This window comes from Rhodococcus sp. NPDC054953 (assembly GCF_053609225.1).
The window spans coordinates 177,318-199,928 of sequence record NZ_JBSGXD010000001.1 but is presented as its reverse complement, the minus strand read 5'-3'; the positions used below and the strand labels follow the sequence as shown (position 1 = coordinate 199,928).

General features: G+C 70.5%; 17 protein-coding genes. 10 read left to right on the top strand and 7 right to left on the bottom strand.

The window, feature by feature from the left end; translation table 11 throughout:
• Nucleotides 1-16: 16 nt before the first annotated feature.
• Nucleotides 17-658 (bottom strand): TetR/AcrR family transcriptional regulator, encoded by a 642-nt coding sequence (locus ACWF62_RS00845; protein WP_378505893.1) that lies wholly within the window; start codon nucleotides 656-658, stop codon nucleotides 17-19.
• A gap of 77 nt (nucleotides 659-735) precedes the next feature.
• Between ACWF62_RS00845 and ACWF62_RS00840 the strand changes: the two genes are divergently transcribed.
• Nucleotides 736-2,049 (top strand): D-arabinono-1,4-lactone oxidase, encoded by a 1,314-nt coding sequence (locus ACWF62_RS00840; protein ID WP_378569721.1) that lies wholly within the window; start codon nucleotides 736-738, stop codon nucleotides 2,047-2,049.
• A gap of 6 nt (nucleotides 2,050-2,055) precedes the next feature.
• On the opposite strand, the gene ACWF62_RS00835 is transcribed toward ACWF62_RS00840, so the two are convergent.
• Nucleotides 2,056-3,045, bottom strand: a complete 990-nt coding sequence (locus ACWF62_RS00835) for an adenosine deaminase (RefSeq protein WP_378569720.1) — start codon at nucleotides 3,043-3,045, stop codon at nucleotides 2,056-2,058.
• 4 nt (nucleotides 3,046-3,049) lie between these two features.
• Entirely contained in the window at nucleotides 3,050-4,471 is a 1,422-nt protein-coding gene (locus ACWF62_RS00830; protein WP_378506050.1) for a DHA2 family efflux MFS transporter permease subunit, read from the bottom strand.
• Nucleotides 4,472-4,632: 161 nt separating this feature from the next.
• Between ACWF62_RS00830 and ACWF62_RS00825 the strand changes: the two genes are divergently transcribed.
• The 5 genes from ACWF62_RS00825 to ACWF62_RS00805 all read left to right on the top strand — a co-directional run bounded on the left by ACWF62_RS00825 (nucleotide 4,633) and on the right by ACWF62_RS00805 (nucleotide 8,236).
• On the top strand, nucleotides 4,633-5,316 hold the full coding sequence (locus ACWF62_RS00825) for a GNAT family N-acetyltransferase (RefSeq protein WP_452629229.1): 684 nt from the start codon (nucleotides 4,633-4,635) through the stop codon (nucleotides 5,314-5,316).
• 4 nt (nucleotides 5,317-5,320) lie between these two features.
• The gene (locus ACWF62_RS00820) at nucleotides 5,321-6,331 is read left to right on the top strand and encodes a glutathione S-transferase family protein (RefSeq protein ID WP_452629227.1); all 1,011 of its coding nucleotides are present in this window, start codon (nucleotides 5,321-5,323) and stop codon (nucleotides 6,329-6,331) included.
• Between the two features lie 122 nt (nucleotides 6,332-6,453).
• Nucleotides 6,454-7,143 carry a hypothetical protein gene (locus ACWF62_RS00815; RefSeq protein ID WP_378505888.1) on the top strand — a complete coding sequence of 230 codons (690 nt, stop codon included), beginning with the start codon at nucleotides 6,454-6,456 and terminating at the stop codon, nucleotides 7,141-7,143.
• An 8-nt stretch (nucleotides 7,144-7,151) separates the two neighbouring features.
• The gene (locus tag ACWF62_RS00810) at nucleotides 7,152-7,541 is read left to right on the top strand and encodes a DUF6153 family protein (RefSeq protein ID WP_378569718.1); all 390 of its coding nucleotides are present in this window, start codon (nucleotides 7,152-7,154) and stop codon (nucleotides 7,539-7,541) included.
• A 68-nt stretch (nucleotides 7,542-7,609) separates the two neighbouring features.
• A complete protein-coding gene (locus ACWF62_RS00805) occupies nucleotides 7,610-8,236 on the top strand; it encodes a DUF305 domain-containing protein (RefSeq protein WP_378505886.1) in 627 nt (208 codons plus the stop codon).
• A gap of 59 nt (nucleotides 8,237-8,295) precedes the next feature.
• On the opposite strand, the gene ACWF62_RS00800 is transcribed toward ACWF62_RS00805, so the two are convergent.
• The 3 genes from ACWF62_RS00800 to ACWF62_RS00790 all read right to left on the bottom strand — a co-directional run bounded on the left by ACWF62_RS00800 (nucleotide 8,296) and on the right by ACWF62_RS00790 (nucleotide 12,380).
• Entirely contained in the window at nucleotides 8,296-10,065 is a 1,770-nt protein-coding gene (locus ACWF62_RS00800) for an FAD-dependent oxidoreductase (RefSeq protein WP_452629226.1), read from the bottom strand.
• A gap of 35 nt (nucleotides 10,066-10,100) precedes the next feature.
• Complete coding sequence (locus ACWF62_RS00795; protein ID WP_452629224.1) at nucleotides 10,101-11,096, bottom strand: AurF N-oxygenase family protein; 996 nt, start codon at nucleotides 11,094-11,096, stop codon at nucleotides 10,101-10,103.
• A 138-nt stretch (nucleotides 11,097-11,234) separates the two neighbouring features.
• The gene (locus tag ACWF62_RS00790) at nucleotides 11,235-12,380 is read right to left on the bottom strand and encodes a YbfB/YjiJ family MFS transporter (RefSeq protein ID WP_378505883.1); all 1,146 of its coding nucleotides are present in this window, start codon (nucleotides 12,378-12,380) and stop codon (nucleotides 11,235-11,237) included.
• Between the two features lie 56 nt (nucleotides 12,381-12,436).
• Here ACWF62_RS00790 and ACWF62_RS00785 point away from each other — a divergent pair, with 56 nt between their 5' ends.
• The 4 genes from ACWF62_RS00785 to ACWF62_RS00770 all read left to right on the top strand — a co-directional run bounded on the left by ACWF62_RS00785 (nucleotide 12,437) and on the right by ACWF62_RS00770 (nucleotide 21,817).
• Nucleotides 12,437-13,414: an ABC transporter ATP-binding protein gene (locus tag ACWF62_RS00785; RefSeq protein WP_452629222.1), complete on the top strand. Its 978-nt coding sequence runs from the start codon at nucleotides 12,437-12,439 to the stop codon at nucleotides 13,412-13,414.
• On the top strand, nucleotides 13,411-14,184 hold the full coding sequence (locus tag ACWF62_RS00780) for a hypothetical protein (protein ID WP_378505881.1): 774 nt from the start codon (nucleotides 13,411-13,413) through the stop codon (nucleotides 14,182-14,184). The genes ACWF62_RS00785 and ACWF62_RS00780 overlap by 4 nt, the downstream gene beginning before the upstream one ends.
• Nucleotides 14,181-17,939, top strand: coding sequence for an ABC transporter ATP-binding protein (locus tag ACWF62_RS00775; protein ID WP_378569715.1), 3,759 nt, complete (start codon nucleotides 14,181-14,183; stop codon nucleotides 17,937-17,939). Before ACWF62_RS00780 ends, ACWF62_RS00775 begins: the two co-directional genes overlap by 4 nt.
• Nucleotides 17,940-18,073: 134 nt before the next feature.
• Nucleotides 18,074-21,817 (top strand): multifunctional oxoglutarate decarboxylase/oxoglutarate dehydrogenase thiamine pyrophosphate-binding subunit/dihydrolipoyllysine-residue succinyltransferase subunit, encoded by a 3,744-nt coding sequence (locus ACWF62_RS00770; protein ID WP_378505879.1) that lies wholly within the window; start codon nucleotides 18,074-18,076, stop codon nucleotides 21,815-21,817.
• A gap of 125 nt (nucleotides 21,818-21,942) precedes the next feature.
• Here the strand turns inward: ACWF62_RS00770 and ACWF62_RS00765 are convergent, their stop codons facing one another.
• On the bottom strand, nucleotides 21,943-22,566 hold the full coding sequence (locus tag ACWF62_RS00765; RefSeq protein ID WP_378569714.1) for a TetR/AcrR family transcriptional regulator: 624 nt from the start codon (nucleotides 22,564-22,566) through the stop codon (nucleotides 21,943-21,945).
• Between the last annotated feature and the right edge of the window lie 45 nt (nucleotides 22,567-22,611).

The window sequence follows — 22,611 nt, the reverse complement described above, 5'->3', positions numbered from 1 at the left end:
GCCGCGGCGGGACCGGTCAGATCTCGACGGCCTTGCCGGTGACCATCTGCACCAGATCGTCGAGCTCGGCGAGCACGGCCTCGCCGTTCCGATCGACCAGCCAGCGCAGCACGATGCCGTCGATGACGGCGAGCGCGAACCGGGCGATGTGCGCCACCGGCTCGGTCCAGCGCATGCCGACATGCGCGGCCGAGGTCTCGAGGAACTCGATCGCCTCGGCGTCCATCGTCGCGTACTGGTTGGCGGCAATGGAACCGGCCAGCTCGGCCCCGGCGGCCTGCTGCCGCAGACCGTAGGCGGTGATCTCGTAGGTGAGCAGCTGCCGGTCGGGGGTGGCCTCGACGATCGGCCACATCGCGGACAGGCCGCTGTGCAGGAGCTCACGCAGTCCGCGCACCCCGGTCTGCGCCTCGTCGGTGTGCGCCTGCCCGAAGGCGTACCGCAGGGCCTGGCTCAGCTGCAGGACGAGGGCCTCGCCCATCGCCGCGACGAGCGCCTCCTTGCTCTCAAAGCAGTAGTGCACGACACCGAGCGACACACCCGCTTCCTCCGCGACGGCGCGGATCGTGACGGAGCTGACGCCGCCTCGTTCCGCGATCCCCATCGCCGATTCGACCAGCTGTGCGCGGCGTTCGTCCGCAGGAAGGCGATTCAGCATTCGACGATCCTAAAACGTCCCAACCTGATTAGATACAAGGTGTTGACCTGGACGGACGTCCAGGTAATAGTGTGCAGATGCACTCACAGAAGTGGCACAACTGGGCGCGCAGCGCCGGTGCCGACCCCCGGCGGTTCGCCACGCCGAAGTCCGTTGCCGAGCTCAGCGCCGAGATCACCCGGGCGGCGGACGAAGGACTGCACGTCAAGTGCGTCGGCGCCGGGCATTCGTTCACCCCGATCGCGGTGACCGACGGCGTGATGATCAGCCTGGACAATCTGAGCGGGATCGAATCCGTGGTGCCGGCCGGGGAGTCCGGCGCCCTGGTGACCGTCCTCGCCGGCACGCGGCTGCACGACCTCAATCCCAGGCTGTGGGATCTCGGCCTGGCGATGATCAACCTCGGGGACATCGACGCGCAGTCCATCGCCGGGGCGATCTCCACCGGCACCCACGGCACCGGCGCCCAATTCGGCGGTCTCGCCACCCAGATCCGCGCCATTCAGCTCGTGCTCGCGGACGGTGCGGTCGTCGACTGCTCCGCCGAGGAGAACCCCGAACTGTTCCACGCCGCCCGCCTCGGTCTCGGCGCGGTCGGTGTCATCGCGACGCTGACGCTGCAGTGCGCGAACGCATTCATGATGCGGGCCGTCGAGGCGCCGGCCCGGTTCGGTGACACCATGGCTCGACTCGACGACCACGTCCACGGCGTCGACCATTTCGAGTTCTACTGGTTCCCGCACACGGACCGGGTTCTGACCAAGCACAACACCCGACTCCCCGCCGACACGCAGGCCCGGCCGGTCGGTGCGGTGCGCGCCTACATCGACGACGAACTGATCTCGAACACGATCTTCGAGGGCGTCAACCGGGTCGCCACCCGGTTCCCCGCCGCGATCCCCAGGATCAACAACCTCTCCGCACAGGCGCTGAGCGCCCGCGAGTACGTCGACCGCAGCTACCAGGTCTTCGCGTCGTCGCGGCGGGTGCGGTTCCGGGAGATGGAGTACGCGGTGCCCGCCGCCGCGCTCCCCGAGACCCTCCGCGAGATCGACCGCTGGATCAACGACTCCGGGTTCACCGTCGCCTTCCCCGTCGAGGTGCGCTTCGCCGCCGCCGACGACATCTGGCTCTCCACCGCGTCCGGCCGGGACACCGCCTACGTGGCAGTGCACCAGTACCATCGCCGCGACCACCGTGAGTACTTCGACGCCGTCGAGGCCATCGCGAAGGCGGTCGACGGCCGTCCACACTGGGGAAAGATGCACTCGCGGACCGCGGACGACCTGCGGCCCAGCTATCCGCACTTCGACGAGTTCCGCTCGGCCCGCGACAAGTACGACCCGGAGCGCCGCTTCGACAACGACTATCTCCGGCAGGTGCTCGGATAGCCCGCGTCAGCCGCCGAGCAACTCCGCCTTCCTGGCGAGGCTCGCGAAGGACGCCTCGATCGAGTTGCGCGCCAGCCGCTCCCGCTCCGCGTCGGTGAGTCCGACGTCGGCGCGGAGCCGGGCCAGGTTGTCGTCGACGTAGCCACCGAAGTACGCGGGATCGTCGGAGTTGACCGTGACATGCAGCCCCCGCGCGAGCATCCGGCGGATCGGGTGGTCGGCGAGCCGGTCGACCACCCGCAGCCGGACGTTCGACAGCGGACACAGGGTCAGCGGAACCCGGTCACGCACCAACCGGTCGACCAGATCGTCGTCCTCGACGCAGCGGATACCGTGGTCGATCCGTTCGACGCCGAGCAGGTCGAGGGCCTGCCGGATGTAGTCGGGAGGGCCCTCCTCGCCCGCGTGTGCGACGACGTGCAGCCCGGCGGCGCGGGCCCGCCCGAACACGTCAACGAACAGCGACGGCGGATACCCGACCTCCGCGGAGTCGAGGCCGATCCCGAGCAGCGGGGCCCCCGACCCGACCAGGTCGGTCAGCAGCGCGTCCGCCTCCGGGACGGGGCGGTCCCGGAGGATGCCCGCAATCAACCCGGTGCTCACGCCGTGCTCGGCCTCGCTGCCCGCCAGCGCATCCCCCAACCCTTCGAGGACCTCCCGCAGCGGGACGCCCCGGGCGGTGTGCGCCTGCGGATTGAAGAAGATCTCGGCGTGCCGCACCCCCGCCGCGGCCGCTCGCGCCAGGTACGACCTGGCGAGGTCGGCGAAGTCCTGCGCGGTGCGCAGCACCGTCATGTTCGCGAAGTACAGGTCGAGGAACGACTGCAGGTCGGTGAACTCGTACCGGGATCGCAGGTCGTCGAGGTCGGCGTACGGCAGGTCAATCCGATTGCGCTGCGCGAGTTCGAAGATCAGCTCCGGCTCGAGCGCGCCCTCGATGTGCATGTGCAGCTCGGCCAGCGGTGTCGCCCGGGTGTCGGTTGCGGGATCGGTCATGCCGTCAGCCTGCCACAGTGCTGCTCTCGTCCCTGCGCGGCGCGTCCGCGCCATCCTCGACTCGGCGTGGCCGCGAGAAGCACAGCGACGCAACGAATCCGACCAGCAGCACCACGGCGGGCAGCAGCATCGACTGCCCCATCGCGGAGCTGAACCCGTCCCGGACGACGTCGGGCATCGCGCTGGCCATGCCCTCGTGGGCGGCACCGGCGGAGGGCACCCCATTGGCGGACAGCCGGGCCGTGATCAGGGCGCCGATGCCTGCGCTGCCGAGCACCGCGCCGACCTGCCGGGTGGTGTTGTACACCCCCGAACCGGCGCCTGCCTGCTGCGGCGGCAGGTTGCGGGTCGCGGTCGCGGCAAGCGGTGACCAGATGAACGCGTTCGCCACACCCATCAGCGCGATCGGCAGCAACAGTTCCCAGATCGCGACCTCGGGCGTCATCACCAGCGCCAGCCAGCCGAACGAGACCGCCAGCATCAGGAAGCCGGGGGCGGCGATGTACCGCGGGTGCGCCCGGTCGACGAGCTTGCCGACGTTCGGGGCGAGGACACCGGTCAGCACCGCCATCGGCACCATGAGCAGGGCCGACCCGGTCGGCGACAGCCCCCGCACCCCCTGCGCGTAGAACATCAGCGGCAACACCATCGCGGTGATCGCGAAGCCCATCGAGGTGATCGCGATGTTGGCGAGGGAGAAGTTGCGGTCGCGGAACAGCTCGAGGGGCAGCAGCGGCTCGTCCCGGTTGCGGGACTGGTTCCAGACGAACACGCCGAGCAGCAGCACACCGGCCGCGATCATCAACCAGATCCGCACGGACCAGTCGTAGGTGTTGCCCTCCTGCAACCCGAACACCAGCAAGAACATGCCTGCGGCGCTGAGGACCACGCCGGGCAGGTCGAACCGGTGCTCGTGGGTCTCGAGGGTCGGGACGTACCGCATCGCGGCGAGGAAGGCGATCACGCCGACCGGAACGTTGACGATGAAGATCCACTGCCATCCGAGCCCGTCGACGAGCACGCCGCCCGCCAGCGGCCCGACCAGCGTCGCGACGCCGGCGACGGCACCCCACAGTCCCATCGCGGTGCCCCGCTTGTCCGGCGGGAAGATCCGGGTGATCACCGCCATCGTCTGCGGCGTCATCAACGCGGCACCGAAGCCCTGAACGACGCGCGCCACGATCAGCATCTCGATGCTGCCGGACAGGCCGCACCACAGCGAGGCCGCGGTGAACAGGGTCAAACCGAGCAGGTACAGGCGTTTCGGACCGAATCGGTCGCCGAGCCTGCCGGTGATCAGCAGCGGAACCGCGTACGCGAGCAGGTAGGCGCTGGTCACCCACACCACGCTGTTGATGTCCGCGCCGAGGTGCTCCATGATCGCCGGGTTCGCGACCGCCACGATCGTGGAGTCGACCAGGATCATGAAGAAACCCAGGCACAGCGCCCAGAGCGCGGGCCACTGCCGGATCTCGACGGGTTGGTTGGTGACGATCACGGGTGAGCCCCTTGCCTCGAGCCTGAAATATACGGAGCGGGTGTGAGCGGGGCAAGGCCACCGATCCCGCGACCCGATAGCGTCACGGGGTGGACTCGCACCAACTCGACATTGTCGCCCTCGCCTGGTCGCGAGAGCTCGGCCTGCCGGACGACGCGCTGCGCGTTGCCGGTTCCCGAACGATACGACCGGCCACCGACACGGTCCGGTTTCTGCGGTTCGCCGGCGCGAGCGCGCTCGTCGGGCCGCCCTGGTTCCTCGACCGCGCGGCGGCGCTCGACGACGACGCTCTGGCGTCCCGGTCGACCCTCGGCGACCTGACCAGGGACCACGGCGGGCGGTGCACCGGCCCCCGCCTGCTGGCCTACGCGTCCGAGGTGGGCGACATCAACGTGGCGAGCCCCCTCATCTCCCACGTCCTCCCCCACGTGCTCGCCCTGCAGGCGCTGTGCCCGCCGGACGACGTCGCCGAGGCCGACCTCACCGCCCGACGCAACTGGTTCACGCTCCTCGACGAGGACGAGCGGCCGCTCTCCTGCGCCGGCTACTCCGAATGGCAGGGGATCATCGCCCGGCTCGGGGTGCTGACCGTTCCGGAGGCCCGCCGCCGGGGCAACGGAACGACGGTCGGCAGGCTGTGCACCAACGACGCGATGGACGAGGGCATGATCCCGGAGTGGCGCAGCCACCCGGAGGACCTCGCCTCCCGCGGGCTGGCCGCACGACTCGGCTACGAGGAACTCGGCTCGGTCACCGAGGTGGCGCTACCGTGAAGAGGTGAGCGACGAGAACGGCACGGCCGCTAGCTATGTCGAACCGGGACGCGAATTCGTCCGCGACACCCGGTACATCGAGACCCGGATCACCGCCGACGGCAGGGACGGCTTTCCGGTCGAGCCGGGACGGTACCGGCTGGTCGTCGCGCGGGCCTGCCCGTGGGCGAACCGGGCGATCATCGTCCGGCGCCTGCTCGGCCTCGAGGACGCCCTGTCGATGGGCCTGTGCGGCCCCACCCACGACGAGCGCAGCTGGACCTTCGACCTCGACCCGGGTGGCGTCGACCCGGTGCTGGGGATCCCCCGACTGCGCGACGCCTACCTCGCGCGCGACCCGCACTATCCGCGCGGCATCACCGTCCCGGCGATCGTGGACGTGCCGACCGGGCAGGTCGTCACCAACAACTACCCGCAGATCACGCTCGACCTGTCCACCGAATGGACGGCGTACCACCGCGACGGCGCCCCCGACCTGTACCCGGAGCCGCTGCGCCCCGAGATCGACGAGGTCGCGGACCTGGTCTTCCGGGACGTCAACAATGGCGTCTACCGGTGTGGATTCGCCGGTTCCCAGGACGCCTACGAGGCCGCGTACGACCGACTGTTCGCGCGGCTGGACTGGTTGAGCGAGCGCCTGGCCACGCAGCGCTTCCTGGTCGGCGACACGATCACCGAGGCGGATGTGCGCCTGTTCACGACGCTGGTCCGGTTCGACGCCGTCCACCACGGGCATTTCAAATGCAACCGCACCACACTCGCCGAGATGGACGTGCTCTGGGCGTACGCACGGGACCTGTTCCAGACGCCCGGATTCGGCGACACGGTCGACTTCACGCAAATCAAGGAGCACTACTACCTGGTGCACACCGACATCAACCCGACCCGGATCGTCCCGAAGGGACCGGACCTGTCCGGTTGGACCACGCCACACGGACGGGACGCGCTGGGCGGCAGGCCGTTCGGGGACGGCACTCCCCCACCCCCGCCGAAGCCCGCCGAGCTGGTTCCCTAGGTCAGCCAGGGCCGGGCACCGGTCGCCCCGTGAGGCACGCGTCATCGGAACAATCGGGGCGGGCGGAACGTTGGGAGGGTGTTCGGCCGCCGAACGCGCGGTCCGGGCAGGAGGATGCACCGATGAACATCACCGGACGGGTGGAGCGGGCCATCGCCTCGCTGCTCGACAACGGCACCCGCCTGCAGGGACCGGCCGTCGAGACCTATGTGTCCCGGGTCCGGCGCGCCCACCCGGACGAGACCCCCGAGCAGATCGTCGCGCGACTCGAGCGCATGTTCCTGACCGCGGTCACCGGCAGCGGCGGCGCGGTCGGGGCCGCCGCCGCGGTCCCCGGGATCGGCACCGCGGGGTCGATCGCGGCGGTCGGCGCGGAAACCGCCTTCTTCCTCGAGGCCAGCGCGCTGTTCACGCTGGCGGTGGCGTCGGTGCACGGCATCCCGGTCGTCGACCACGAACGGCGCCGCGCGCTGGTGCTGTCCGTCGCGCTGGGGGCGGCGGGCATGGAGATCGTCGAGAAGGCGGTCGGGGCGACCACCAAGAACTGGGGCCTGCTGCTGTCCGGGAAGCTGCCGACCGGGACCGTGACGGGGATGAACCAGACCCTGCTCCGCACGTTCGTCACGAAGTACGCCGCCAAGCGCAGCGCACTCATCCTTGGCAAGCTGGTGCCCGCGGGCGTCGGAGCGGTGATCGGCAGCGCGGGCAACCGCACGATCGGCAAGGGCGTGATCGCGAACGCCAGGGACGCGTTCGGTCCGGCCCCCGCGCAGTGGTCGATCACCGCGGAGCACTACCCCCAGGAGGTATAGTCGGGCGCATGGCCCGGACCTCAACGCTCGGCACCGGACCGCGTCGCGCGGTCCTGCTGCTCGCCGTTGTCCTCGGCCTCCTTGCCATGCATCACGTCGCAGCCTCGGCGCCTGCGCACGCCGCCCCGGCCGCCGCCGTCGAGCACGACGGCGACCGGTCGCCCGATCGCGACGGTGGGGGCGGCCATTCCGGTGGGCAGCACATGCTCGCGACCTGCCTTGCCGTGCTGACGGCGGGCATCGCCCTCCTCGTCGCCCTGACGCTGTTCGGTGTCGTCACCGACCCCGGCGGCGGCCGTGACCGACGGCGCATCGTCCCGGCCCGGTTCGACCGCGGCCCCCCGTTCGCCGCACCGACCTCCGTTCGACTCGCGTCCCTCTGCCTGCTTCGGGTGTGACGGGGCCACTGCGCCGCGTGCGCAGTCCGGCCGACTTCACCACTTCACGAAAGAGCAAAGGCACCGAAATGACTACTCGCACCACCACCGCAGGATTCGTCGCCGCCCTGGCCGCCGCCGCCCTCGTCCTCGCCGGCTGCTCGACCGACGACGGCACCGACGGGCATTCGATGGACTCGATGAGCTCGATGACGACGTCGGCGCAGGAATCCGGCGAGATGTCGTCCGAGCACAATGCCGCCGACGTGGCGTGGACGCAGATGATGATCCCGCACCACCAGCAGGCGGTGGAGATGGCGGCGCTCGCGGAGGGCCGCACCGAGAACCCACAGCTGCTGGCGCTGGCGGAACAGATCGAGGCCGCGCAGGACCCGGAGATCAAGCAGATGACCGGGTGGCTCGCCGCGTGGGGCGCGCCGACCATGACGGGCGCGGAGATGGATCACTCCATGCACGGCGACGACATGGGCGGCATGATGTCCGACGAGCAGATGACACAGCTGGAGAATTCCACCGGCGCCGAGTTCGACCGGGCGTGGCTGGAGATGATGATCGCCCACCATCAGGGCGCGGTCGAGTCGTCGAAGCAGATCGAGGCCGACGGGCAGAACCCGGAGGTCCGCGAGCTGGCCGCCGCGATCATTGCCGGGCAGCAGACCGAGATCGACCAGATGACCGCGATGCTCGGGCGCTAGCGCGCGGCACCCGCCGTCGCCCGAGGCGGCGGCGGGTGCCCGTGGTCGCAGGGTCAGGGTCAGGGGCGAAGGATCGCCGCCTGCGCGGGTGCCTGCCTGCGCCGCAGCACCGCCCGCATGCCCCCGCCCGACGCTGCGCTCGGCGCGGCGGCCGCCCTGGCGATCGCGAGCAGTTCGGACTCGTCGCTGATCTTTTCCCGGACCCGGCCCGCCGCCGCGCCGCGGCGCAGTTCCTCCGCGTCGATCGCGCGCCACCCCGCCGCGTCGATCACCGCGGGCTGCCTGTCCCGGACGAGGTGTCGCAGCTCGGCGTTGCCGCGGCTCGGCGATCCGAGTCGACCGGCGTTGAAGTCGTCGACGAGACCGCGGACGGTGTCCTGCGCGCAGGACTTGTTGGTGCCGATGAAGCCGCTCGGTCCGCGCTTGATCCATCCGGTCGCGTACACCCCGGCCAGCACGTCCCCGCCGGGCGCGTCGAGCACCCGTCCCGCCTCGTTGGGGATGACGCCCCGGCCGGCGTCGAACGGCACGCCCGCGATCTGAGTTCCCCGGTATCCGATCGAGGTGAGCACCAGTCCGGCGTCGATCCGTTCGGTCTCACCGGTCGCCACCAGCGCGCCGTCGTCGAACGTGTTGTGCGCGACGTCGACGCCAGTGACCCGCTCGTCCCCGACGATGCCGGTCGGGCCGAGGAGGTAGCGGAAGACGATCCGCCTGCGTCCCGGCGGCGGCTCGGTGATCCGGTCGAGGAGGCGCAGCTTCTGCGCGACGGCGTGGTCGAGTTTGCCTCGGGCCGCGGAACTCTCGAGTTCCGGATCGATGCCGGGATGCTGTACCAGCACGTCGATGTCGGGCAGATCGAGCAACCCGGCGAACTCGGGGACGGTGAACGCCGACTGCGCGAACCCACGGCGCGCAAGGATCACGACCTCCTCGATCGCGCTGCGGCGCAATGCCTCCAGTGCGTACGGGGCAATGTCGGTCGCGGCGAGGGTGTCCGGGTCCGCGGTGAGGATCCGCGCGACGTCGAGCGCGACGTTGCCGTTCCCGATCACGACCGCCCTGCGGTGCGACAGGTCGACCGCGTCGTCGGCGTGATCGGGGTGCCCGTTGTACCAGGCGACGAAGTCGGTCGCGGAGGCGCTGCCCGGCAGGTCCTCCCCCGCGATCCCGAGCCTGCGGTCCCTGGAGGCACCCGATGCGTAGATGACCGCATGGTGATGGGCAAGCAGCTCGTCGTGCGAAATATGCTGCCCCACCTCGACATTCAGGTGGTACTCAAAACCCGACTGCTGCGCGATCACGTCGTACAGCCTGCCGACCTGTTTGGTCTTCTGATGGTCCGGGGCCACCCCGGCCCGAACGAGCCCGTGCGGCACCGGGAGCCGGTCGAAGACATTGACGGTCACGCCGGGCTGGGTGAGCAGTTCGTCGGCCGCGTACATCGCGGCCGGCCCGGATCCGACGATCGCGACCCGCAGCGGCCCGCGGTCCGTGCGCACCTGCGCGGCGGCGGTGACCTTGGCGAGCGCGGGCCGGGTCTCGGTGCCGCCGATCTTGGCCCGCTCTTCGTGCGGTTCCTTGTAGTAGTCGGCGTTGATCTGCAGGTACTGCACCTGCGGAGGCGTCAGCTTCTTCTGCGGAACGATCGCGTCGACCGGGCACGCCGACACGCAGGCGCCGCAGTCGACGCAGGCTGCCGGGTCGATGTGCAGCATCTCCGCGGTAAGGAAGTCGGGCTCGTCCGGGGTCGGATGGATGCAGTTGACCGGGCAGGCATAGACGCACGAGGCGTCGCTGCAGCAGGACTGGGTGACGACATGGGGCATTGCGACGATCCGATCTGCTGTGGTGCGGCGGGGCCTCAGGCGGCGCGGCGGTGCGGTTCGCTGCGGTACCGGGATGCGTCGCCGTCCATCTTGCAGGCCCTCCACACCCGCTTCGACACCCGGTTCATCAGGCCAGCGTCGTTGGCGAGCATCCGCACGTCGCCGAAGTAGTTCCGCAGCGCCTGCTGCGACTGCGGGCTGTCCCAGAACAGCTCCTTGCGCACCGACTTGGGGATGTCGAACCGCCGCCAGAACGACTTCGGCGGGATCACGATCGCGTCGCACAGGATGCGCATTGTGATCGGCGTGGCGATCGAGAGCGCGAACCGGCCCGCCCGGGACATCATCGGCACCCGGCGGCGCAAGAACCGGTGCGCGAACGAGATGTGCCGCGCCTCCTCGGCGACGTGGATCGCCATCACGGACTTCATGATCGGGTGCATCGGGCTGTCGCCGCGCAGGAACGACTTCTGCAGGTGGTCGATCGGCTCCTCACCCGCGAGCACGCCGACGAAGAAGAGTTCCGGCAGCGGGGTCGCGGCGAGCGGGATGAAGGCGGAGAGGGTGCGCAGCACCGGGCCCATGCCCGGGGCGTCGGCACCGATCCGGTTCACCATCTCCTGAAACATCAGGGTGTGGTGGCCCTCCTCGATGCACTCGTGGGTGCAGTACCGGTACTCGGCGGACCCGTTGGGCAGGTAGAAGACGTACTGCATCATGCCGCGGATCAGGATGTTCTCGAACTGCAGGCCGACCTTCGCGACGTTGGCCTGGCGCCACATCCCGATCTCGATCTGCTTCTCCCGCGACTGCGCCTGGTACCAGGGGTGCGCGCCGAGCGGGTCATCCTCCGGGTTGAGGATCCAGCGGTCGTCGTCGGGGACGACGGCGAACTCCGGGGAGTCCCAATCAATGTCGACGTACGGGTCAAAGTGCTTGTGCACCGACGCCTCGGACAGCTGCCGCAGGACGTCGTCGTAGTCGTCGGCAGCCGCGGCGGCCTGGTCGTCCCGTGTCGTCGACAGTGTCATCACGTCTCCCGTGTGTGGTGAACAGCAGCTGTGGCGAGTCAGCGTTGACAGGCCGGGTGGCCCGCAACACACGGGTAACTGTAACCGGTAGTTGCAGTCAAAAGCCAGGGGTTGGGCGAAACTTGTCCGGCCGGGGCGTCACCGCGCCCGTTCCGCGCGCAGCACCGGCACCATGCACAGCGCTCCCACCGCGAGAACCGCCGCCGCCACCGCGAGGGCAGCGGAGTAGCCGCCGCCAAGCAGGGGTGCGACGGCCACCGGCCCGATCACCTGCCCGAGCCCGTACACCGACGTCAGGATCGCCGCCGCCCGCGGCCCGGCCAGCCGCGCCCCCTCCCCCAACGCGAGCATCACGATCGCGATCATCGTGCCGCCGAAACACAGGGCAGCGACGAGTTGCACCGCGGGCGACCCGGTCGCCGCGGACACCGCAACCGCGACGGCCTGCACGACCAGCGCGGCCGTCGTCGTCACCGCGGGCGACCGCCTGCGCGCGAGCCGGTTCCACACCACGCAGGACGGGATCACCGCCGCACCGACCGCGATCCATACCGCCGACCCCAGCCAGTGCGCCTGCCCGGTCGACGCCACCGCGGCGACGAGGAACGTCGCGGAGATGATGTAGCCCAGTCCCTCACAGAAGTAGGCCGCCGTCAGCCACCCGAAGCCGCGGCCGGGCCGGGCAGCGGGAACGGCGGGCGCCGCATCGCGGGCGGCCACCCGCGGTTCGCCGGGCAGCGACCACGCCGCGACCGCGAGCACCGCGGCCAACCCCGCGCACACCAGCCACGCCACCCGCCAGTCCGCCTCCCGCCCCAGTGCGAGGATCGCGACCGCCGACAGCACGATCCCGCCGCCGACCCCACCGAACACCCAGCCGACACCGTCACCGCCCGCCCGGACCCGTTGGTGCGCGACCCGGGCGGTGAACACGAACACCGCCGCGCTCGCCGCGCCGGCGACGAAGCGCAGCACCAGCCACGCGAGCTCGGACTCGGTCACCGCCATCGCCGCGATCGTGACGATCAGCGACACCAGCGACACCCGCAGCGACAGCTGGCTCTGCGCGATCCGGTGCACCGCGATCGCGGCGACCGCGCCGGCCAGGTACCCGAGGTAGTTCGCGGTCGCGAGCGTCGCGGCCGCCTCCGGCCCGAGACCGGTCCCGTCCAGCATCAGCGGGAGGATCGGGGTGAACGCGAACCGACCGAGCCCCATCGCCACCGAGAGGGCGAGGAACGCCCGGACCACCACGAACCGATCATCGGTACCCGAGCAACTCACCCGGAACACGCTACGACGCGGCGCAGCGCCCCCGGACGTCGCCTAGGGTTCACGTCATGAGTCCTGGTGTCCCTGCCGTCGACGTCGTCGGGCTGACGAAGACGTTCGGGGCCTCCGTTGCCGTGTCGAACCTGAGCTTCACGGTGCCCGTCGGCTCGATCACCGGCTTCGTCGGCCCGAACGGTGCCGGGAAGACGACCACCCTGCGGATGCTGCTCGGGCTCGTCGCCCCGACGTCCGGGTACGCGACGGTGGCCGGGCTCCCGTTCACTGAGCTGCCGCACCCGGCTCGCACCGTCGGGGTGCTGCTCGACTCGCAGAGCATGCATCCCGCGCGCTCCGGCCTCGCGCACCTACTCGTCTACGCGGCCGCGATCGGGGTTCCCGACGATCGCGCCGGCGAGGTGCTGACCACCGTCGGACTCGGGCCTGCCGCCCGGCAGAAGGTGGACGCCTATTCGCTCGGCATGCGTCAGCGGCTCGCGCTGGCAACCGCCCTGCTCGGGGACCCGCAGATCCTCGTCCTCGACGAACCGGCGAACGGGCTCGACCCCGAGGGCATCGCCTGGCTGCGGCAGTTCCTCCGCGCGTTCGCCGCGACCGGGCGGACGGTGCTGATGTCGAGTCACCTGCTCGGGGAGCTGGAACAGACCGTGGACCGGCTGGTGATCGTTGACCGCGGCAGCCTCGTGTACCAGGGCGGGGTGGACGAGTTGCGGGCCGCGCACAGCGCCCGCGTGCTCGTCGCCGCCTCCGATCCAGCGACGCTCGCCCTCGCGCTCGGGGCGCGGGGCGTCACCGATGCGCAGGTGATGCCGGACGGCAGGCTCGCGGTCCGCGGCGCCGACGAACCGGCGATCGCGGCGGCAGCGGCGGCGGCCGGGGTCCGGATCTTCGGCATCGCGACCGAGCGGGTCGACCTCGAGCAGGTGTTCCTGTCGATGACGTTCGGGCGGTTCGCCGCGCCCGGCGCCGGACCTGCCGCGGCACCGCAACCCGGCCCGTACCCGATGCCATGGGAGGGCCAACGATGAGCGCGCTGGTCACCGCCGAACTCCGCAAGGTGCTGACGCTGCGGTTCTGGTGGGCACTCGCGATCGCCCCGGTCGTGGTCGCCCTCTTCGCCGCGTCCATCTACGCGGCGATGGCGGACGGCCTCGCCTCCTCCTTCGATTCCGACCTGTCCACGGGCGCGGTCTCCGTCGGGCTGGTCGTCGCGATCGCGTGGGCGGTGCTGTTCGCCGGGATCTTCGGGGCGGTCAATGCCGGCACCGAGTTCCGGCACCGGACCCTGACCCCGACGTTCGTCACCACCCGCGGCCGGGACCGGGTGCTCGCCGCGAAGCTGGCGGTGACCGCGCTCGTCGGGCTCGGCTACGCGGTCGCGGTGGAACTGGTTGCCGTCGCGTGCATGGCGGTTTTCGGGGGAGATCGGTTCGCGGTGACCCCGGCGATCCTCGCGATGGTCGCCGCGGGCGCGGTGGCGACCGTGGCATGGTCGCTGATCGGCGCGGGCCTTGGGCTGCTGTTCGCCTCCCCCACGGCCGCCGCAATCACCCTCCTCGCCTGGTATCCGGTCGGCGAACTGGTCACCGCCGCGGTCCTGTCGGGTGTCGGAGCCGGCGGCATCGGCAGGTGGCTGCCCGGCGCGGTCACCTGGTCGACGGTCGTCACCCCGGCGGCGGAGGGCACGGTCCTCGCCGGGTTCGCGCCGTGGCCCGGTGCCGCGAGCATGCTGCTCGTGTGGACGGCCGTCGCCGTTGCCCTCGGCTGGTGGTCCACCCGCAGCCGGGACATCACGTGACCCGCACCGGCTGGATTCGACGACTGACCGCCGAATGCTGGCGGCATCGCGGCCTGACCGTCGGTGCGCTGGCGGTCACGATGATCGCCGCGGTCATCGACATCACCTTCCCACTGCTGACCCGCATCGCGGTCGACGATGCGGCGACCGGCGCCACCGACGTGATCGTCGTGGTCGCGGCCGCGATCGCGGCGCTCGGCGTGGTCCGCTTCGGCTGCCAGTTCGCCCGCCGGATGCTGGCGGGCAGGCTGTCCCTCGACGTCCAGCACGACCTGCGCCTCGGGCTGCTCGGCTCGCTGCAACGACTCGACGGGGTCGGACAGGACCAGCTGCGCACCGGGCAGGTCGTGTCCCGGTCCATCACCGACCTGCAGCTGGTGCAGGGCCTGCTGGCGATGGTGCCGCTGTCCGCGGGTGCGCTGCTGCAGTTCCTGCTCGCGATCGTCGTGATGGCCTGGCTGTCGCCGCTGCTCACCGTCGTCGCGCTGCTGGTCGTCCCCGCGGTGACGGTGGTGGTGCGCCGCGTCCGGCCGACGCTGTTCGCGGCCACCTGGTCGGCGCAGCAGCGTGCGGCGGACCTGGCGCAGCACGTCGAGGAAACCGTCACCGGGGTCCGCGTCGTGAAGGGCTTCGGTCAGGAAGCCCGGGCGGTCGGCAGGCTTGAGGAGTTGGGGCGCACCCTGTTCGCCGAACGGCTGCGCGCCGCCCGCGTCAACGCCCGGTTCACCCCGACGATGGCGGCGCTGCCCCAGCTGGGCCTGGTCGGGGTGATCGCCCTCGGCGGCGTCCTCGCGATGAACGGCACGATCACGATCGGCACCTTCCTCGCGTTCGCGACCTACGTCGCGACCATGTCCAATGTGACCCGGCTGCTGTCGTCGGTGGTGATCATGGCGCAGATGACCCGGGCCGCCGTCGAACGCGTCTACGAGGTGATCGACACCGAACCCGGCGTCGCGGACCCGCCCCACCCGATCCAGCTGCCCGCCGGTCCGCTCGGGGTCCGGCTGCGCGGTGTCGACTTCGGGTTCGACCGGGATCGGCCGGTGCTCGCCGGGCTCGACCTCGACATCGCGCCCGGCGAGACGGTCGCCGTCGTCGGCCGCGCCGGATCCGGGAAGACGGCACTGTCGCTGCTGCTGCCCCGGTTCTACGCCCCCGAGGCAGGCTCCGTCGCGCTGACCGTCGACGGTCACCGCTACGACCTGTCGGCGCTGCGGGCAGACCAGCTCCGCGAGGCCGTCGGGTTGGTGTTCGACGAGCCGTTCCTGTTCTCGGACACCATCTCCGCGAACATCGCGCTCGGGCGCCCCGAGGCGAGCGCCGAGGAGATCCGTGCCGCGGCGACGATGGCCAGGGCCGACGAGTTCATCGAGGCACTCACCGACGGCTACGACACCGTCGTCGGTGAACGCGGGTTGACGCTGTCCGGTGGGCAACGTCAGCGGGTCGCGCTGGCCAGGGCGTTGCTGGTGGATCCGCGCCTGCTGATTCTCGACGACGCCACGTCCGCGGTCGACGCGGCGACGGAGGCGACGATCTTCGACGCCCTCCGGGAACGCACGGACCGCACCACCCTGATCCTCGCGCACCGGCGGTCGACGCTGTCCCTCGCCGACCGGGTGGCCGTCCTCGACGGCGGCCGGATCATCGACCACGGCACCGTCGCCGACCTCGACGCCCGCTGCCCGCTGTTCCGGGACCTGCTCGCCGACCCCGACGGCGAGCCCGACCCGGCCGACATCGACACCCCCGGCCCGGCTGCGGAGCCGGCGGACGATCGGCTGTGGCCCGAGGCGGTTTCCGGGTCGGCGTCCGATGCCGCGGCCCCCGACGCCGCCCGGGCGACGGCAGGCGGACCCGGCGGGGGCCCGATGGCCGGGGCGATGGGCGAGATGGCGGCCACCCCGGCACTGCTGGCGGCGGTCGCCGCGCTGCCGCCAGCCACCGACTCCCCCGGCGCCGACGACGAGGACCTGCGCCGACCCGATCCCGGCTTCCGGCTGGCGACCCTCCTGCGGCCGGTGCGCTGGATCCTCGCCGCGGTGGTGCTGTGCCTGGCCGCCGACTCGCTGGTCGGTGTCCTGCTCCCGTCGGTGGTGCGGTTCGCGATCGACCACGGCGTCACCCCCGACAGCCCGTCCGCACTGTGGTGGGCGACCGCGGCCGGGGTCGCGCTGGTCGCCGCCGACTGGGCGGTCGTCGCCGTGATGACCGTGATCACCGCGCGGGCGGGCGAGAAGGTGCTCTACGGCCTTCGGGTCCGCAGCTACGCCCACCTGCAGCGGCTCGGGCTCGACTACTACGAGCGGGAACTGTCCGGCCGGATCATGACGCGGATGACCACCGACGTCGACGCGCTCTCGTCGTTCCTCCAGACCGGCCTGTCCACCGCGGTGGTCAGCGTGCTCACCGTGGTCGGCATCTCGGTGGCGCTCCTGGTCACGGACCCGACGCTGGCGCTGGTCGCGCTCGCCGCCGTCCCACCGCTCCTGGTCGCCACGCTGGTCTTCCGGAGGGTGTCGTCGGCGGCGTACACGGTGTCCCGGGAGCGGATCTCACTGGTCAACGCGGACTTCCAGGAGAACGTGACCGGGCTGCGCGCCGCGCAGGCGTACCGGCGGGAGGACGTCGCGGCGCGCCGCTTCGCCGAACGCGCGGACAGCTACCGGCGGGCGCGGATGCGGTCGCAGACGGCGCTCTCCGTGTACTTCCCCCTGATCACCCTGCTGGCCGACCTGGCGCTGGCGGCGGTCGTGCTGATCGGGGCGATGCGGATCGCGGACGGCGCGACGACGTCCGGCGTGCTCGTCGCGTTCGTGCTGTACCTGGGTCTGCTGTTCGGCCCGATCCAGCAGCTGTCCCAGGTCTTCGACGGGTACCAGCAGGCGCAGGTCGGACTGCGCCGGATCGGTGACCTGATGCGCACCCCCAGCTCCATCGAAACCGCGGCGGCGGCCGAATCGACCCCGATCATGGGGCACCTCGGGGGTTCGGTTGATTTCGACACTGTGACGTTCCGGTATCGAGGTGCGGACACCGACGCGCTGCACGGTGTGAGGTTGCGGTTCGCGCCGGGCACGACCGTCGCGCTCGTCGGCCGCACCGGCGCAGGCAAGTCGACGGTGGTCAAGCTGCTCGCCCGGTTCTACGACCCGACCGACGGCACGGTCCGCGTCGACGGCGTCGACCTGCGCCGCTACCCGCTGCACGAGTACCGCGGCCGCCTCGGCGTCGTCCCCCAGGAGGCGCACCTGTTCTCCGGGGACGTCGCCTCGAACATCGCGTACGGCAAGCCCGAGGCCACCCGCGAGCAGATCACCGCGGCCGCCCGCGCGGTCGGCGCGCTCGACACGATCGCCGCACTGCCGGACGGCATGCACACCCCGATCGGGGAACGGGGGCAGGGACTGTCCGCGGGTCAGCGTCAACTCGTCGCGCTGGCGCGGGCCGAACTCGTCGACCCAGACCTGCTGCTGCTGGACGAGGCGACCGCGACACTGGATCCCGCCACCGAGCGCATCGTTCTCGAGGCAAGTGGACGCCTGACCCGGGAGCGCACCTCGATCGTCGTCGCGCACCGCCTTGCGACCGCGGCGCGCGCCGATCTGGTGGTGGTGATCGACGGCGGCCGCGTCGTCGAGGTCGGTGAGCACGCCACGCTGCGGCACGCGGGCGGACCGTACGAGGACCTGTGGAATGCGGCCCGACATCAGGTGGGGAATAATCTGGCCGCCGAGACTGTCCTCGATTGAGAGAGCTGATCGCCGCCGCGTGACCCAGCTCACTCGGCACGCGCCCGGTGCGCGTTCGCCGCCAGAGGGGACTAGCCTCCCATGTACACGCGCCGATTTCGGGGACCAAGAGAGAAACGAGGCGAACACCTGCCGTGAGCAGCAGTTCTACGTCACAATTCGGACAGAACCAGTGGCTTGTCGACGAGATGTACCAGCGCTTCCAGGATGATCCCTCATCCGTGGACGCGAGCTGGCACGAGTTCCTCACCGACTACAAGCCGGACGCGCCGGGTGCGAACGGGCAGATCCCCGCGACCACTCCCGCCGCGACTCCTCCCTCCTCCTCCAACGGCACCGCCACCAACGGCGCCGCCACTCTCCCGCCCCCGCCCGCTCCGGCACCGCCCGCTCCGGCGCCGGCCGCTCCGAAGCCGGCCGCACCGAGTGCCCCGAGCGCTGCTGCTCCCGCGCCGAAGCCGAAGCCCGCCCCCGCCCCGAAGCCGGCGGCCGCAGCGACTCCGGCCGCCGCGCCCGAGTCGAAGGTCCTGCGCGGCGCCGCCGCCACCGTCGCCAGGAACATGTCCGCCTCGCTGCAGATCCCGACCGCCACCAGCGTGCGCGCCATCCCCGCGAAGCTGATGTTCGACAACCGGATCGTGATCAACAACCATCTCGCCCGCACCCGCGGCGGGAAGGTGTCGTTCACCCACCTGCTCGGCTACGCGATCGTGCAGGCGGTCAACTCGTTCCCGAACATGAACCGGCACTTCGCCGAGGTCGACGGCAAGCCGAACGTCGTCACCCCGACAAGCACGAACCTCGGCCTCGCGATCGACCTGCCCGGCAAGGACGGCAGCCGTTCGCTCGTCGTCGCCGCCATCAAGGGCACCGACACGATGAACTTCGTGCAGTTCTACAGCGCGTACGAGGACATCGTCCGCCGCGCCCGCGACGGCAAGCTCACCGCCGAGGACTTCTCCGGCGTGACGATCTCGCTGACCAACCCGGGCGGCATCGGCACCGTGCACTCGGTGCCGCGCCTGATGCAGGGCCAGGGCGCGATCATCGGTGCTGGCGCGATGGAGTACCCGGCCGAGTTTCAGGGCTCGAGCGCCGAGAAGATCGCCGAGATGGGCGTCGGCAAGCTGATGACCCTGACCTCCACCTACGATCACCGGATCATCCAGGGCGCCGAGTCCGGCGACTTCTTGCGCACGATCCACAACCTGCTGATCAGCGACGAGTTCTACGACGAGATCTTCCACTCGCTGCACATCCCGTACGAGCCGGTCCGCTGGCGTCAGGATGTGTCGGCGGGCGCCGTCGACAAGAGCACCCGGGTGCTTGAACTGATCGCCGCCTACCGGCACCGCGGCCACCTGATGGCCGACACCGACCCGCTGCAGTTCGTGAAGGACAAGTTCCGCAGCCACCCCGACCTCGACGTCACCACCCACGACCTGACGCTGTGGGACCTCGACCGCGAGTTCACCGTCGGCGGCTTCAACGGCAAGGACCGGATGAAGCTGCGCGACGTCCTGTCCATCCTGCGGGACGCGTACTGCAGGCACATCGGCGTCGAGTACACCCACATGCTCGACCCCGAGCAGACCCGGTGGCTGCAGGAGCGGGTCGAGGGCCCGCACCACAAGCCGACCGTCGCCCAGCAGAAGTACATCCTGAGCAAGCTCAACGCCGCCGAGGCGTTCGAGACGTTCCTGCAGACCAAGTACGTCGGGCAGAAGCGGTTCTCCCTCGAGGGTGCCGAGTCGGTCATCCCGATGATGGACGCCGTCATCGACCAGTCCGCCGAGCACGGCCTCGACGAGGTTGTCATCGGCATGCCGCACCGCGGCCGCCTGAACGTGCTCGCGAACATCGTCGGCAAGCCCTACTCGAAGATCTTCACCGAGTTCGAGGGCAACATGAACCCGGCGGCCGCGCACGGCTCCGGTGACGTGAAGTACCACCTCGGCGCCGAGGGCCAGTACATCCAGATGTTCGGCGACAACGACATCAAGGTCTCCCTCACCGCGAACCCGTCGCACCTCGAGGCCGTCGACCCGGTGCTCGAGGGCCTGGTCCGCGCCAAGCAGGACATCCTCGACAAGGGCCAGGAGGGCTTCACCGTCCTGCCGCTGATGCTGCACGGCGACGCCGCGTTCGCCGGTCAGGGTGTCGTCGCGGAGACGCTGAACCTGTCGCTGCTGCGCGGCTACCGCACCGGCGGCACCGTGCACATCGTCGTCAACAACCAGGTCGGCTTCACCACCGCGCCCGAGCACTCGCGTTCGTCCGAGTACTGCACGGATGTGGCGAAGATGATCGCCGCCCCGGTGTTCCACGTGAACGGTGACGACCCGGAGGCCTGCGTCTGGGTGGCGCAGCTCGCCGTGGACTTCCGCGAGAAGTTCCAGAAGGACGTCGTCATCGACATGATCTGCTACCGCCGCCGCGGCCACAACGAGGGCGACGACCCGTCGATGACGCAGCCGGCGATGTACGACCTGATCGACACCAAGCGCTCCGTCCGCAAGAGCTACACCGAGGCCCTGATCGGCCGCGGCGACATCTCGCTGAAGGAGGCCGAGGACGCCCTCCGCGACTACCAGGGTCAGCTGGAGCGGGTGTTCAACGAGGTCCGCGAGCTGGAGAAGTTCAAGCCGGAACCGTCGGAGTCGGTCGAGCTGGACCAGACCCCGCCCGCCCGCCTGCAGACCTCGGTCGACGCGGCGACCCTCGCCCGGATCGGTGACGCGTTCCTCAACGTCCCCGACGGCTTCACCGTGCACCCGCGCGTCAAGCCGGTCATCGAGAAGCGGCACGAGATGTCCCGCGAGGGCAAGATCGACTGGGCATTCGCGGAGCTGCTCGCGTTCGGTTCACTGGTCGAGCAGGGCGCCCTGGTGCGGTTGGCCGGACAGGACTCCCGCCGCGGCACGTTCACGCAGCGGCATTCGGTGCTGATCGACCGGAAGAGCGGCGACGAGTACAACCCGATCGCCAGGATCGCCGCGGACGCCGACAACGGCGGCAAGTACATGGTCTACGACTCGGCGTTGACCGAGTTCGCGGGCCTCGGCTTCGAGTACGGCTACTCGGTCGGCAACCCCGACGCCCTCGTGCTGTGGGAGGCGCAGTTCGGCGACTTCGTCAACGGCGCGCAGACCATCATCGACGAGTTCATCTCGTCCGGTGAGGCCAAGTGGGGTCAGCTGTCCGATGTCGTGCTGCTGCTGCCGCACGGCCACGAGGGTCAGGGCCCGGACCACACCTCCGGCCGGATCGAGCGCTTCCTGCAGCTGTGCGCGGAGGGGTCGATGACGGTCGCGGTGCCGTCCACCCCCGCGTCGTACTTCCACCTGCTGCGGCGGCACCACCTCGACGGCATCCGCCGCCCGCTGGTGGTGTTCACCCCGAAGTCGATGCTCCGCAACAAGGCCGCGGTCTCCGAGCTCGAGGACTTCACCACCGGCAAGTTCCGCTCGGTGTTCGAGGAGCCCGGCTACGAGACCGGCGACGGCAACCGCGACAAGGTGACCCGGGTGCTGCTGGTCAGCGGCAAGCTGTACTGGGAGCTGCTGGCGCGCAAGCAGAAGGAGGGCCGCGAGGACGTCGCGATCGTCCGGATCGAGCAGCTCTACCCGCTGCCGAGCCGCCGCCTGCGCGAAACGCTGGACCGCTACCCGAACGCCACCGAGTTCCGCTGGGTCCAGGAGGAGCCGGCGAACCAGGGCGCGTGGCCGCTGTTCGGCCTTGCGCTGCCGGAGCTGCTGCCGGAGAAGCTGGCGGGCATCAAGCGCATCTCGCGGCGCGCCATGTCGGCCCCGTCGTCGGGTTCGAGCAAGGTGCACGCCGTCGAGCAGCAGGAGATCATCGACGAGGCGTTCCGCTGAGCCGGTGACCGCCTGACGGTCCTGACACGAAGCCGGGTCGAGTTCATCCACCGGGATGGGCTCGGCCCGGCTTCGTGCGCTCCGCGCCCGTGCGCGATTCTCACCCCAACTGGGGTACGGATCACTCACGGCCGCGGAGCGGAGCCTCCGAGGAGGGCGGCCGCGCCTGCGCCGAGGGCGACGGCGGGCAGGGCGGTGACGAGCAGCGCGATCAGCTCGTCGCGGGAGATCTGTTGCTCGCGAAGCCAACTGATGGCCGCCTCCTCCACGAAGGCGATCCACCCACGAACGGCGAGGGCGATGCGGGCGTCCGGCTCGATGCCGAGCCGAGGCAGCTGCGTCACGATCCGGTCGGCCATCGCCGCGCGGGTGCGTTCGAATTCGTCGCACATCTGCGGGTCGCCGCTTGCGCTGCCGCGCAGCAGCGACACATAGGTGTTGCGGTTCTCGGACACGTAGTCGACATACGCGGCGACGGAGCCGTGCAGCATCGCCATCGGGTCGAGCGCCGGATCGGGCTCGGTGTGCGCGAGCATGTCGGCGCCCGCGTGCCGGACGATCGCCAAATGAAAGTCGTGCTTGGATGCGAAATAGTGGAACAGCAGCCCGCGCGACACCCCGGCCCGGTCCGCGATGTCCTCGACGGACACCTGCTCGAGGGGCCGTTCGGCGAGCATCCGGGCGCCGAGATCGATCAGTTGCGCGCGCCGCTCGTCCGGACTCATCCGGGTGCGTTTGACCGGCTCCATGACCCCACACCTTACTGAATCGAAGTCAACAACCTATTGACCGAG